General features: G+C 68.6%; 8 protein-coding genes. 4 read left to right on the top strand and 4 right to left on the bottom strand.

What is annotated here, in order from left to right:
• Nucleotides 1–116 precede the first annotated feature (116 nt).
• The 4 genes from AB7P10_RS14505 to AB7P10_RS14490 are packed head-to-tail and all read left to right on the top strand — an operon-like array spanning nucleotide 117 to nucleotide 5,752.
• Nucleotides 117–2,087: a DNA topoisomerase IV subunit B gene (locus tag AB7P10_RS14505; RefSeq protein ID WP_428294555.1), complete on the top strand. Its 1,971-nt coding sequence runs from the start codon at nucleotides 117–119 to the stop codon at nucleotides 2,085–2,087.
• Nucleotides 2,088–2,113: 26 nt separating this feature from the next.
• Complete coding sequence (parC, locus tag AB7P10_RS14500) at nucleotides 2,114–4,465, top strand: DNA topoisomerase IV subunit A (RefSeq protein WP_428294554.1); 2,352 nt, start codon at nucleotides 2,114–2,116, stop codon at nucleotides 4,463–4,465.
• A gap of 4 nt (nucleotides 4,466–4,469) precedes the next feature.
• Nucleotides 4,470–5,570, top strand: a complete 1,101-nt coding sequence (locus tag AB7P10_RS14495; protein ID WP_428294553.1) for a DNA glycosylase AlkZ-like family protein — start codon at nucleotides 4,470–4,472, stop codon at nucleotides 5,568–5,570.
• A gap of 2 nt (nucleotides 5,571–5,572) precedes the next feature.
• Nucleotides 5,573–5,752, top strand: a complete 180-nt coding sequence (locus tag AB7P10_RS14490; protein ID WP_428294552.1) for a hypothetical protein — start codon at nucleotides 5,573–5,575, stop codon at nucleotides 5,750–5,752.
• Nucleotides 5,753–5,879: 127 nt separating this feature from the next.
• On the opposite strand, the gene AB7P10_RS14485 is transcribed toward AB7P10_RS14490, so the two are convergent.
• The 4 genes from AB7P10_RS14485 to AB7P10_RS14470 all read right to left on the bottom strand — a co-directional run bounded on the left by AB7P10_RS14485 (nucleotide 5,880) and on the right by AB7P10_RS14470 (nucleotide 13,717).
• The gene (locus AB7P10_RS14485) at nucleotides 5,880–6,347 is read right to left on the bottom strand and encodes a RidA family protein (RefSeq protein ID WP_428294551.1); all 468 of its coding nucleotides are present in this window, start codon (nucleotides 6,345–6,347) and stop codon (nucleotides 5,880–5,882) included.
• 99 nt (nucleotides 6,348–6,446) lie between these two features.
• Nucleotides 6,447–7,430: a transglutaminase family protein gene (locus AB7P10_RS14480; protein WP_428294550.1), complete on the bottom strand. Its 984-nt coding sequence runs from the start codon at nucleotides 7,428–7,430 to the stop codon at nucleotides 6,447–6,449.
• Between the two features lie 92 nt (nucleotides 7,431–7,522).
• Complete coding sequence (locus AB7P10_RS14475) at nucleotides 7,523–10,123, bottom strand: circularly permuted type 2 ATP-grasp protein (protein ID WP_428294549.1); 2,601 nt, start codon at nucleotides 10,121–10,123, stop codon at nucleotides 7,523–7,525.
• Nucleotides 10,124–10,210: 87 nt separating this feature from the next.
• A complete protein-coding gene (locus AB7P10_RS14470) occupies nucleotides 10,211–13,717 on the bottom strand; it encodes a DUF2126 domain-containing protein (RefSeq protein WP_428294548.1) in 3,507 nt (1,168 codons plus the stop codon).
• Between the last annotated feature and the right edge of the window lie 17 nt (nucleotides 13,718–13,734).

Here is a 13,734-nt window from a genome sequence, read left to right as displayed (position 1 = left end):
ATGGCGCGGCGCCTTGATATTTCGCGGCGCCATTGATGTGGTGCGCGCATCGACGGCGAGCAGGAGGTCAAAAGTCTGTACTTGCATACAGTCTTCGGGGCATACAATCCGCCCCCATGGCGACCCAAACCCCCAACGAATACTCTGAAGGCTCGATCCGCGTCCTCAAGGGCCTGGAGCCGGTCAAGCAGCGGCCGGGCATGTACACCCGCACCGACAACCCGCTGCACATCATCCAGGAAGTGCTGGACAACGCCGCCGACGAGGCCCTGGCCGGGCACGGCAAGAAGATCAAGGTCACGCTGCACACCGACCATTCGGTCAGCGTGGAAGACGACGGCCGGGGCATTCCATTTGGCATGCACCCGGAAGAAAAGGCGCCGGTGGTCGAGCTGGTGTTCACCCGGCTGCACGCGGGTGGCAAGTTCGACAAGGGCAAGGGCGGCGCCTACAGCTTCTCCGGCGGTCTGCACGGCGTGGGCGTGAGCGTGACCAACGCGCTGTCCACGCGCCTGGAGGTGACCAGCTTTCGCGACGGCCAGGTGGCGAAACTGGCGTTCGCGGCCGGAGACGTGGTGGAGCCGCTGTCGCTCGCGCCACGGGGCGAAGGCGACCGCAAGCAGGGCACCACCGTGCGCGCCTGGCCTGATGCGAAGTACTTCGAATCCGCCGCGCTGCCCATGGCCGAGCTCACCCACCTGCTGCGCAGCAAGGCGGTGCTGATGCCGGGCGTGAGCGTCACGCTGGTGAACGAAAAGACGAAAGACGTCCAGACCTGGCTCTACAAGGGTGGCCTGCGCGACTACCTGCAGCAGACCCTGACCGGCGATCCGGTGATCCCGCTGTTCGAAGGCGAGGGCTTCGCCGACAGCGGGCACGACAGCTTTGCCGAAGGCGAGGGCGCGGCCTGGTGCGTGGGTTTCACCGAAGAAGGCCAGCCGGTGCGCGAGAGCTATGTCAACCTCATTCCCACCAGCGCTGGCGGCACGCACGACAGCGGCCTGCGCGACGGCCTGTTCCAGGCCGTCAAGAGCTTCATCGAGCTGCACGCGCTGCTGCCCAAGGGTGTGAAGCTGTTGCCCGAGGACGTGTTCGCGCGCGCCAGCTATGTCCTCTCAGCCAAGGTGCTCGACCCGCAGTTCCAGGGTCAGATCAAGGAGCGCCTGAACTCGCGCGACGCGGTGCGCCTGGTGGGCAGCTTCGTGCGCCCGGCGCTCGAACTCTGGCTCAACCAGCACGTGGACTACGGCAGGAAGCTCGCCGAGCTCGCCATCAAGGCCGCGCAGACCCGGCAGAAGGCGGGCCAGAAGGTCGAGAAGCGCAAGGGCTCGGGGGTGGCCGTGCTGCCCGGCAAGCTGACCGACTGTGAGAGCAAGGACCTGACGCACAACGAGGTGTTCCTGGTCGAGGGCGATTCGGCCGGTGGCAGCGCCAAGATGGGTCGCGACAAGGAATGCCAGGCCGTGCTGCCGCTGCGCGGCAAGGTGCTCAACACCTGGGAGGTCGAGCGCGACCGCCTGTTCGCCAACACCGAGATCCACGACATCGCCGTGGCCATCGGCGTCGACCCCCATGGCCCGAACGACACGCCCGACCTCAGCGGCCTGCGCTACGGCAAGGTCTGCATCCTGTCCGACGCCGACGTCGACGGTTCGCACATCCAGGTGTTGCTGCTCACCCTGTTCTTCCGCCACTTCCCCAAGCTGATCGAGGCCGGCCACGTCTTCGTGGCGCGCCCGCCGCTGTTTCGCGTCGACATTCCCGCGCGCGGCAAGAAGCCTGCGGCCAAACAGTACGCGCTGGACGAAGGCGAGCTGCACGCCATCCTGGACAAATGCGGCAAGGACGGCGTGGCGCCCGAGAAGTGCCAGATCAGCCGCTTCAAGGGCCTGGGCGAGATGAGCGCCGAGCAACTGTGGGACACCACGCTCAACCCCGACACGCGCCGCCTCATGCCCGTGGTGCTCGGTGCGATCGACTTCGCCAGCACCGAGGCCCTCATCACCAAGCTCATGGGCAAGGGCGAGGCCGCCTCGCGCCGCGAGCTCATGGAGTTGCACGGCGACTCGGTCGAGATCGACATCTGAACATCGCCCCATTTTTGAACTGACGCATGTCCGACATCCTGAATCCCGAACTGCCGCTGTCCGAGCCCGACGACGGCCTGAACCTCGCGAACTACGCGCAGCGCGCCTACCTTGAATACGCCCTGTCCGTCGTCAAGGGCCGGGCCCTGCCCGATGTGTGTGACGGCCAGAAGCCGGTGCAGCGCCGCATTCTCTACAGCATGGACCGCATGGGGCTGGGCTTCAGCGGACCCAACCGCAACACGGCGGCACGCCCGGTCAAGAGCGCGCGCGTGGTGGGTGACGTGCTGGGCCGCTTCCACCCGCACGGCGACCAGGCCGCCTACGACGCGCTGGTGCGCATGGCGCAGGACTTTGCGCAGCGCTACCCGCTGATCGACGGCCAGGGCAATTTCGGCAGCCGCGACGGCGATGGCGCCGCGGCCATGCGCTACACCGAGGCGCGGCTGGCGAAGATCACCACGCTGCTGCTCGATGAAATCGACGAAGGCACGGTCGACTTTGTGCCCAACTACGACGGTTCCACCGTCGAGCCGAAACAGCTGCCCGCGCGCCTGCCGTTCAACCTGCTCAACGGCGCCTCGGGCATTGCCGTGGGCCTGGCCACCGAGATCCCCAGCCACAACCTGCGCGAGGTGGCCGACGCCTGCGTGGCGCTGGTGAAGAACCCCAAGCTGGCCGACGACGAGCTGTTCGCGCTGCTGCCCGGGCCCGACTACCCCGGCGGCGGCCAGATCATCAGCCCCGCGGGCGACATCGCCGACGCCTACCGCACCGGCCGCGGCAGCCTCAAGGTGCGCGCGCGCTGGAAGATCGAGGAGCTCGCGCGTGGCCAGTGGCAGCTGGTGGTGACCGAGCTGCCGCCGGGCGTGAGCACGCAGCGCGTGCTGGAGGAAATCGAGGAGCTCACCAACCCCAAGGTGAAGGCGGGCAAGAAGGCGCTGACGCAGGAGCAGACCCAGCTCAAGGCCAGCATCCTGATGGTGCTCGACGGCGTGCGCGACGAGTCGAGCAAGGACGCGCCGGTGCGCCTGCTGTTCGAACCCAAGAGCAGCCGCATCGAGCAGCAGGAGCTCATCACCGCACTGCTGGCCCACACCAGCCTGGAGACCTCGGCGCCTGTCAACCTGACCATGATCGGGCTGGACGGGCGGCCGACGCAGAAGTCCATGCGGCAGATGCTCACCGAGTGGATCGAATTCCGCCAGGGCACCATCACCCGCCGCTCGCAGCACCGGCTGACCAAGGTGCTCGACCGCATCCACATCCTCGAAGGGCGGCAGCTCGTGCTGCTCAACATCGATGAGGTGATCGCCATCATCCGCCAGAGCGACGAGCCCAAGGCCGCACTGATCGAGCGGTTCAAACTCAGCGAGCGGCAGGCCGAGGACATCCTGGAAATCCGCCTGCGCCAGCTCGCGCGGCTGGAAGCGATCAAGATCGAGCAGGAGTTGAAGGACCTTCGCGAAGAGCAGGGCAAGCTCGAAGACATCCTGGCCAACCCCGGCAGTCTCAAGCGCCTGATGGTCAAGGAGATCGAGGCCGATGCCAAAACCTTCGCCGACGCGCGCCGCACGCTGATCCAGGCCGAGAAGAAGGCCGTGGCCGAGATCAAGGTGGTGGACGAGCCGGTGACGGTGGTCATCTCCAGCAAGGGCTGGGTGCGCGCGCGCACAGGCCACGGTCACGAGAAGGGCAGCTTTGCCTTCAAGGCCGGCGACGGTCTGTACGGCACCTTCGAGTGCCGCACCGTGGACACGCTCATCACCTTCGGCAGCAACGGCCGCGTCTACTCGGTGCCGGTGGCCAGCCTGCCCGGCGCGCGTGGCGATGGCCAGCCCATCACCACGTTGATCGACCTGGAAAGCGGCACGCAACCGCTGCACTACTTCGCCGGCCCGGCCAACGCGGCGTTGCTGCTGTCGAGCTCCGGTGGCTACGGCTTTCTCGCCACGGTGGAGAACATGGTCTCGCGCCAGCGCGGGGGCAAGACATTCCTCAACCTGGGCACGGGAGAGACCCCGTGCGCACCGTCGCACGCCGCCTTTTCCTCAGCCAGCCAGCCGCTGGCGCCGGCCACGCACGTGTGCTGCGCGTCCGCGGGCGGGCGCATCCTCACCTTCGAGATCGGCGAACTCAAGCTGATGGAGAAAGGGGGACGCGGCCTGATGCTGATCGACCTCGACGCCAAGGACACGCTGGCCGGCGCAGCGGCCTACACTCGCAGCGTGAAGATCGAAGGCATCGGCCGCGGCGGCAAGGAGCGTGAGGAAACGCTGGAGATCCGCAGCCTCAACAACGCGCGCGCCGCACGCGGCCGCAAGGGCAAGGCGGCGGATCTGGGCTTCAAGCCGGGCCGCATCACGCGGGTGGAATGAGGGGATGGCGCGCTCGCCGACCCTGGCCGAGCTGCGCCGCCACGCGATTGCGCGCAGCCTGTTCAAGCCAGTGACGCTGCCGTCGGCGATCCGCCGGCTGGGTTTTGTGCAGGCCGACCCGATGCGCGCGCCCGCCCGCGCGCAGGATCTCATTCTTTTTCAGCGCGTGCGCGGCTACCGCGCGGGCGATCTGGAGCGCCGCTACGAGCGGCTGGGCATCGAGGAAGACGCTTTCGTCAACTACGGTTTCCTGCCGCGCGAGATGCTCGCCCTGCTGCACCCGCGCACACCGCGCCAGCCGTGGGATGCCGCCACGACGCGGCGCGCGCGCGAAGTACTGGAATTCGTGCGCGAGCGCGGTGTGGTGCACCCACGCGAAGTGGGCCAGGCCTTCGCCCACCACGGTCGCGTGGCCGGCTACTGGGGTGGTGAGCTCAATGCCAGTACGCGCCTGCTCGAGGACATGCACCACCACGGCTGGCTGCGCGTGCGCCGCCGCGAATCCGGCACGCGCGTGTACGAGGCCATGCAGCATGTTCCGCAGGACGACAGTCCCGCTGCGCGTCTGGCGCGCGCCGAGGCGCTGGTCGACGCCATCGTGGCGCTGTACGCTCCCATCCCGTCACCCAGCCTGGGTTACCTTGTGACGCTGTTGCGTTACGGTGCGCCGCACTTGACAGTGGAAGCCCGCGCGGTGATCAAGTCGGCGCACGCGCGCTACGGCCACGCGGTCGTCGATGGCGTCACGTGGTTCTGGCCAGCGGATGAAAACCCCACTTCGCGCCGTCATCTTCCCGTCGATGGCGTGCGGCTGCTTGCGCCCTTCGACCCCGTGGTGTGGGACCGCCGGCGCTTCGAGATGCTGTGGGGCTGGGCCTACCGCTTCGAGGCCTATGTGCCCGCGGCGAAACGCACCATGGGCCACTATGCGCTGCCCCTGCTTTGGGGCGAAGACATGGTGGGCTGGGCCAATCTGCGCCTGGAGCGCGGGCGGCTTCACCATGAGCCGGGATTTGCCGTGGCGCGCCCACGCGATGCGGGGTTCAAGCGCGCGCTGGACGAAGAGCTGGCGCGCTTCGAGGTCTTCCTGAAACCAGAGAACTGAACATGGACAACGGCGAATGGATCGGGTTGCTGATCGCGGCGGTGGTGGCGGCACTGTCCTTTGGCGTCGCGCGCTTCGCCGTGCGCCACTTTGCCAGGCGGCGTGCAGCCCGGGACCAGGCGGCTGCCCAAGCCACGCAGAGCCGCCAGGTGCGGCGTGCGAACGAGCGCAAGAAGAAGTGAGCCGCGACGCTTGAGCCAGCTTGCCGGCGCTACGGCGCCGAATCCAGGGAAACCGAGGGCCCGGCTCCGCCGGCCCCAGGTGTCGCCCCCCTTCCCAATGGGGGAGCGCCGAAGGCGCGCGGGGGGTTTATCCCAACTCGGCGATCAGCTCGATCTCCACACAGGCGCCCATGGGCAGTTGCGCGACGCCGAACGCGCTGCGCGCATGCGCGCCCGCGGGGCCGAAGACTTCGCCGATGAGTTCGCTGCAGCCGTTGGTGACCAGATGCTGCTCGGTGTAGGTGGGGGTGGAGTTGACGAGACTGAGCACCTTGACGATGCGCTTGACGTCGTCCAGCGTCTTGCCGGCCGCGAGGCAGGCCGCCGACAGCGTGCCCATGAGGTCGATGGCCACGGCGCGCGCCGCGGCCTTGCCCTCGTCGGTCGTCATCGTCAGGCCCAACTGGCCCACCCAGGGCTTGCCATCCTTTCGCGCGATATGGCCGCTGAGGAAGATCAGCTTGCCGGTCTGGACGAAGGGCACGTAGGCGGCGGCCGGCACCGAAACGGGCGGCAGCGTGATGCCGAGGCGGGACAACTGGTCGTGGACGCTCATGAAAAAACTCCTGGTGGCTGGGCGTTTGATTCTATCGACGGCCCTTGCGACCGCCTCCTGCATGAGGGGCTTTCATGGCCCCGCAAAGGTGGTGGCCGCTCAGGTGCCTGCACCCGCCTGCAACAGGTCGAGCTCATCGGGTGGCGCGACCGTCACCGCCACCGAGAGTTTGTGCCCTGCGCCGCTCTGGATCACGCCGCGCATGGGAGATACGTCGGCGAAGTCGCGGCCGATGGCCAGGGTCACGTAGTCCTCGCCCGGGCTGCCCCAGCCGCAGCGGTTGTTGGTGGGATCGAAGTCGAACCACGCTCCGCCGGACGTCGCGGTGCCGTCATCACCATCCACCGCCGCGTCCGCGTCCGCGGGCGCGGGCACGTACACCGATACCCAGGCGTGCGAGGCGTCGGCACCGATCAGGCGCGGCTTGCCTGGTGGCGGCCGCGTGAGCAGATAGCCGCTGACATAGCGCGCCGGCAGACCCAGCGTGCGCAGACAGCCGAGCATGATGTGGGCGAAGTCCTGGCACACGCCCTTGCCTTGTTCGAGCGCCTGCAGCGCGGGGGTGCTGACCTCGGTGCTCTCGCTCTCGTAGGTCATCTCTGTGTGGATGCGCTCCATGAGCGCGCGCGCGGCCACCAGCGCCGGGCGGTCTGACGCAAAGGCCGGTCGGGCGAAGGCGGCGAAGCGGTCGTCGCGCGCCACATGAGGGGATGCGAAGAGGAACTCGCTGGCCGCGTCGAACGGCGCCTGTGCACGGTATCGGAAATGTTCCCGCACCCGCTCCCAGCTCATGCCGTGCCAGGGCGCGCCTTCGGGCAACGGTTGTGGTGCCTGCGTCTGGACCAGGCTGTCGGCCTCCACCGTGAGCGTGCTGTGAATGGATTGCAACGAGAAGAAGCTGCGCTGGTTGCCGAACACATCGGTGGTGTCGCTGCGCGCGGCCGGCTCGGGTGTGATGCGAAGTTCGTGCGCGAGCACCCGCTGCGACGGCGTGTCGACCGGGCGCAGGTGCGCCATGTGCTGCGCCATGTCGACGCTGCCCTGGTAGTCGTATTCGGTGCGGTGCAGGATGCGCAGGAGCATGTCAGAGCCTCCGGCGGGCCGCCCCAGGGAAGGCCTGCGCCCCCTCGGGGAGCTGCGACGACATGCGGTGCGAAGCGTGGGCGTCCATGCTGCTAGGCGCCCAGACTCTGGCTGCGCTGGTCGGCGTGGCTGAAATGCAGGCGCGTGATCTCGTCGGAGAGGTCCACCGCGGCCGCCTCGCAGCTGTCCAGCAAGGCCGCCAGGTCGCTCCAGGTGCGCAAGCCCTCGGCGTTGCGCTGCCAGTTGCTCAGGTCCAGCAGCACCCAGGTGCCGGGGTCGGGCAGATTGCGCGCCAGCACCGCGTCCTGTGGCGTGGCGCTGTTGGCCAGCTTGGCCAGGCGGGAGCGCAGCGTGTGCACCACCCAGGCCAGGGAGCGTGGGTTGTCGCGGTCCATCACCAGCAGGTCGATCAGCGACACCATGTCGCGCCTCTGCTGGTACTGGGCGTGGAAGGTGATGGTGCTGTCGAACAGCGCGACCACCGCCTCGAAGCCGGTGGCGTCGTGCACGCAGCCATGCTCCAGCGCGAGCGACAGGGCGCGCGAGAGGGCGATCAGGCGTTCGATGTGGCGGCCCATGGAGAGCAGGCGCCAGCCGTCGTCGCGCACCATGCGGTCGGTCTGCGAACCGGTGATGGCCGCGAGCATTTCGCTGGCATTCTGCAAGGCCGCCATGGCCTCGGCGGTGGCGTACTCGGCGTCGGTGGACAGGGTTGCGCAGTCGCGCGCGAAGTTCGCCTCGGTGCGTTCGATCAGGCTCCAGTGTTCCTGCGACAGGCGCTCGCGCACCTGCGCCGCGGCGGCCCTGAGAGCGCGCAGGTTGAAGCCGATGCTGCGCGATTGCTCGGCCATGGCATCGCCAGCCTGCGGCGAGAGGGCTGCGATCAGGCTGCGCGCGAACACGCGCGGCGAGAGCGTGGCCGCGGGCGCGTCGGGCAGCACCAGTGCGTTTTCGCTCGCGATGTCCGACAGCCAGGCCATGAGCGCGCGGGAGGTGGGCTCCTCGCCACCCATGTGGTTCAGGACGATCTGTGCCAGGCGCACGCTGTTTTCAGCGCGCTCGGTGTAGCGGCCGAGCCAGAACAGGTTCTCGGCGGCGCGGCTGGTCACGGGCTGCTTCTGCTGCGCCAGTGCGAGCGTGCTGGGAGCCGATTGCAGCAGGCTGGTGTGGTCCACGGGGCCTTCGGTGAGCACCCAGCAGTCGGCGCTGCTGCCACCGCGCTGCATGGCGGCGATGAGTTGACCACGCGGCGCGAGCCGCACCATGCCACCGGGCAGCACGCGCCAGGATTTGGGACCGTCGGCCAGCGCGAAGACGCGCAGCATGGCCGACCGGGGAATGAGACGTTCACCGCTCCAGGTGGGAGTCTGCGACAGCGGCAGCCAGGACTGCACGGTGTAGTTGTCGGGGTGGCGCGCCATGCGGCCCGACCATTCGTCGAGCTCGCGTTCGCTCAGGCTCTGGCCCATCGCGGTCTCCAGGCCCGAACGTGGGTAGGTGGGCTTGATCACGCTGCCCTTGAGCAGGGGCAGCACCTCGCGCAGCGCGGCGTCTTCGCCGCACCACCATGTGGCCAGCGAGGGCAGGGCCAGTTCCTCGCCCAGCAAGTGGCGGCTGATGGCCGGCAGGAAACCGAGCAGCGCGCTGGACTCCAGCGGCGCCGAGCCGGGCGTGTTGGCCAGCAGCAGGTTGCCCGCGCGCAGCACCTGCAGCAGCCCGGGCACGCCCAGGCGCGAGTCCGAACGCAGCTCCAGCGGGTCCAGCCACTCGTCGTCCAGCCGTTTGATCAGCGCGTGCACCGGCTCCAGGCCGCTGAGGGTCTTGAGGAACAGGCGCTGGTCGCGCACCGTAAGGTCGTTGCCTTCGACCAGAGTCAGGCCGAGGTAGCGTGCCAGATAGGCGTGCTCGAAGTAGGTTTCGTTGTAGGGGCCAGGCGTGAGCAGCGCGATGCGCGCGTTCTCGCCTTCGGGCGCCATGCGCTTGATGCCGTCCATGAGCGCGCGGTAGCTCGCGGCCAGGCGCTGCACCTTCATGCCGGCGAAGGCCTTGGGGAACTGCCGCGAGATCGCGATGCGGTTCTCCAGCAGGTAACCCAGGCCCGAGGGTGCCTGCGTGCGCTGGCCCACCACCCACCAGCGGCCGTCGGGGCCCTGGGCGAGGTCGAAGGCGACGATGTGCAGCCAGGTGTCACCTGGTGGGCGCATGCCCTGCATGGAGCGCAGGTAGCCCGGGTGGCCCTGCACCAGCGCGGCGGGCAGCAGCGCGCGTTTGAGCAGCTCGCGCTCGCCATACAGGTCGGCCATCATGGCGTTGAGCAGGCGCGTGCGCTGCAACACGCCAGTTTCGATCTGCGCCCATTCCTGGCTGTCGATGATCTTGGGGAAGAGGTCCAGCGCCCAGGGGCGTTCCAGTCCCTTGGACGCATGGGCGTAGACGTTGTAGGTCACGCCGTTGTCGCGGATCTGGCGCTGCAGGTTGTCGGCGCGGCGGTTCAGGTCCGCGAGGCCGTCTGTGCCAATGTGGTCGAAGAAGCTGGCCCAGATGGGAGCCAGGCCGGCGGCCTCGGGCGAACCCTCGGCACGCAACTCGTCGCGGTGGCCGGGGTCGGCCGGCACGGACAGGGACAGCGCCCAGTCGCCGGGCGATTCGGGGCGCAGTTCGTCGAACAGCGAGTCGGTGGGTTCAGGTGTCACGGAGCCTGAGTATGCCCGCTGGCCCTTCGGTGGCCCCGGCGTGCGCTCTTCGCCCTGTTGCATCGTTCACACAGGGCCCGCGGATGCTCAGGTCCGCAGGTCGAGGGTGAACGGAAACTCGCGCGCGCGGGTGACCGGCGCCACGTCCATGCGCCCCGGCGTGTGTCCCATCTGGAAGAAGCGCGAGAGCCGGCGGCTTTCGGCCTCGAAGGCGTTGATGGGGAAGGTGTCGTAGTTGCGCCCGCCCGGGTGGGCCACGTGGTACTGGCAGCCGCCCATGGAGCGCTTGAGCCAGGTGTCGACGACATCGAACGTGAGCGGCGCGTGCGCCGGAATCGACGGGTGCAGCGCCGACGGCGGGCTCCAGGCCTTGTAGCGCACGCCGGCCACGTATTCGCCCACGGTGCCGGTGCTCTGCAGCGGCAAGGCGCGGCCGTTGCAGGTGATGACGTGGCGGTTGTCGTTGAAGCCGCTGACGCGCACCTCGATGCGCTCCAGCGACGAGTCCACGTAGCGCACGGTGCCGCCCGGCGCGCCTTCCTCGCCCATGACGTGCCAGGGCTCGAGCGCACTGCGGATGGTGAGCTCGATGCCGCGCGCGGTGACCTCGCCCACGAGCGGGAAACGGAACTCGAAATGCGGTTCGAACCAGGCCATGTCGAAGGCGTAGCCGAAGTCGGCCAGGTCGGTGAGCACATCCTCGAAGTCCATGCGCACGAAGGTCGGCAGCAGGTAGCGGTCGTGCAGCTCGGTGCCCCAGCGTGTGAGCGGCGTGGACCAGGGCTGCTGCCAGAATCGCGCGATCATGGCGCGCAGCAGCAACTGCTGGACGATGCTCATGCGCGCGTGCGGCGGCATCTCGAAGGCGCGCAGCTCCAGCAGGCCCAGGCGGCCGGTGGGCCCGTCGGGTGAGTAGAGCTTGTCGATGCAGAACTCGCTGCGGTGGGTGTTGCCGGTGACGTCGATGAGGATGTTGCGCAGCGTGCGGTCCACCAGCCAGGGCGGCATGTCCTCGCCGTAGGTCTTGCGGTTCTTTTCGATCTGAGCGAGCGCGATCTCCAGCTCGACGAGCTGGTCGTTGCGCGCCTCGTCCACGCGCGGCGCCTGGCTGGTCGGGCCAATGAAGAGGCCGCTGAACAGGTAGGACAGCGAGGGGTGGTTGTGCCAGTAGGCCAGCAGGCTGGCGAGCAGCTCGGGCTTGCGCAGGAAGGGCGAATCGGCCGGCGTGGCGCCACCGAGCACGAAGTGGTTGCCACCCCCGGTGCCGGTGTGGCGGCCATCGGTCATGAATTTTTCGGCGCACAGGCGGGTCTGGTGTGCGGCCTCGTAGAGGAACTCGGTGTGCTCGACGAGCTCGCGCCAGTTGTGCGCGGGGTGGATGTTCACTTCGATCACCCCGGGGTCGGGTGTGACCTGCAGCATCTTCAGGCGCGGGTCGCGCGGTGGTGGATAGCCTTCGAGCACGATGGACATGCCCAGTTTTTCCGCGGTCGCTTCCACGGCGGCGAGCAGGTCGAGGTAGTCCTCGAGCTGGGCCATGGGTGGCATGAACACGTAGAGGTGGCTGTTCTGGCCGCCACCGGCCTTCTCGGCCTTGGGGCCGCTGGCCCGGTTCGGGTCGCGCGCTTCCACGCACAGTGCGGTGCGCGTGAGCCAGGCGGCCGATTCGCCGCGCTGCGGGAAACGCGCGGCCAGCGCCTGCGCGGGCGCGGCACCGGGGCCGGGCTGGCCCGGGCGCAGGCCTTCCACGGTTTCGGCATCCGGGTCGAAGTCCATGCCCTGCATGGACACCGTGCCGCCTTCGGCAAAACCACCGCCGACCTGGTGCGGCGAGACCTGGTGCCTGACGGCCGCGCCGCGCGGCAGCGGGTCGCGCGCGGAGTGCGGGTCCTGCTCGATGTGGTACGGGTAGTCGCCCGCCGACACCCAGGGCAGGGAGTCCAGCGGCAGCCGGTAGCCCATGGGTGAGTCGCCGGGAATGAGGTACATGCGCTCGTCGCGGAAGAACCAGGGTCCGGTGGACCACACGGTGCCCGAGATGCGCGGGTAGCCGCTCTTGCCGTTGCTGGAGAGTGCGCCGTTCGGCCCCGAGGCCTGCAGCGGCAGCACATAGCCCACGGTGGCCTCCAGGCCCTGGCCGAACACGCGGCGCAGGCGTGCGCGCTCGAGCTCGTCGTCGAGCTTGCTGTCGAACGGGTCCACGTTCACGGGCAGTCGCCGCTCTCGCCAGAGGTAGTACCAGGTGTCCTCGTAGCCGGGGGTGATGTACTGCGTCGACAGGCCGAGCTTGCGCGCCAGGGCCTGCGTGAAGCGGCGCGCGTCGTCGCTCGTGTACCGGGCGGCATCGCGCTCGTCGGCCAGCAGCGCCGGGTTCTGCCAGATCGGCTCGCCGTCGGCGCGCCAGAACAGCGAGAGCGCCCAGCGCGGCAGCTGCTCGCCTGGGTACCACTTGCCCTGGCCCATGTGCACGAAGCCGCCTTCGCCGTACTCGGCGCGCAGGCGGCCCAGCAGTTCGGTGGCATAGCCGCGCTTGGTAGGGCCGAGCGCATCGGTGTTCCACTCGGCCGCGTCGCGGTCGGCGGTGGCCACGTAGGTCGGCTCGCCGCCCATGGTCAGGCGCACGTCGTGCCGCTCCAGGTCGGCGTCCACCTGTTCGCCCAGCGCCAGCACGCCGGCCCATTGCGCGTCGGTGTAGGGCGCGGTCACGCGCGGCGATTCGTAGACGCGCGTGACCCCCATGTGGTGGCTGAATTCCACCTCGCTCTTGTCCACGCCGCCTTCGACCGGTGCCGCGCTCGAGGGCTGTGGCGTGCAGGCCAGCGGCACGTGGCCCTCGCCGGCAAGCAGGCCCGAGGTCGGGTCCAGCCCGATCCAGCCCGCGCCGGGCAGGAAGACCTCGCACCAGGCGTGCAGGTCGGTGAAGTCCTTCTCGGGGCCGTTGGGTCCATCGACCGACTTCACATCGGCCGTGAGCTGGATCAGGTAGCCCGAGACGAAGCGCGCGGCCAGCCCCATGTGGCGCAGGATCTGCACCAGCAGCCAGCCGCTGTCGCGGCATGAACCGCTCTTGAGCTTGAGCGTGTCCTCGGGCGTCTGCACGCCGGGCTCCATGCGGATGGTGTAGGCGATGTCGCGCTGCAGCCGCTGGTTGATCTCCACCAGGAAGTCGATGGTGCGGCGCTCGCTGCGGTCCACGGCGTCCACATAGGCCTTGAGCAGCGGGGTGAGCGGTGCGGTGGCGAGGTAGGGTGCGAGCTCCTGCTTCTGCGCGTCGTCGTACTTGAAGGGGAAATTCTCGGCCGAGGGTTCGAGAAAGAAGTCGAACGGGTTGTAGACCGCCATTTCGACCACCAGGTCGATCGTGACCTTGAACTCGGTGGTGGGCTCGGGAAACACGAGGCGCGCCTGGTAGTTGGCGAACGGGTCCTGCTGCCAGTTGATGAAGTGGCCCTCGGGCTCGATGCGCTGCGAGTACGACAGCACCTTGGTGCGGCTGTGTGGCGCAGGCCGCAGCCGCACCACCTGGGGCCCCAGCTTGACCAGACGGTCGTACCGATAATGGGTGATGTGGCTCAGGGCGACATGGATGGCCATACGAAAGACTTTCCAGG

The organism is Hydrogenophaga sp. (assembly GCF_050182545.1).
Classification (GTDB): Bacteria; Pseudomonadota; Gammaproteobacteria; order Burkholderiales; family Burkholderiaceae_C; genus Hydrogenophaga.
Note: the sequence above shows the minus strand (reverse complement) of the source record. Positions and strands in the feature narration are given on the sequence as shown.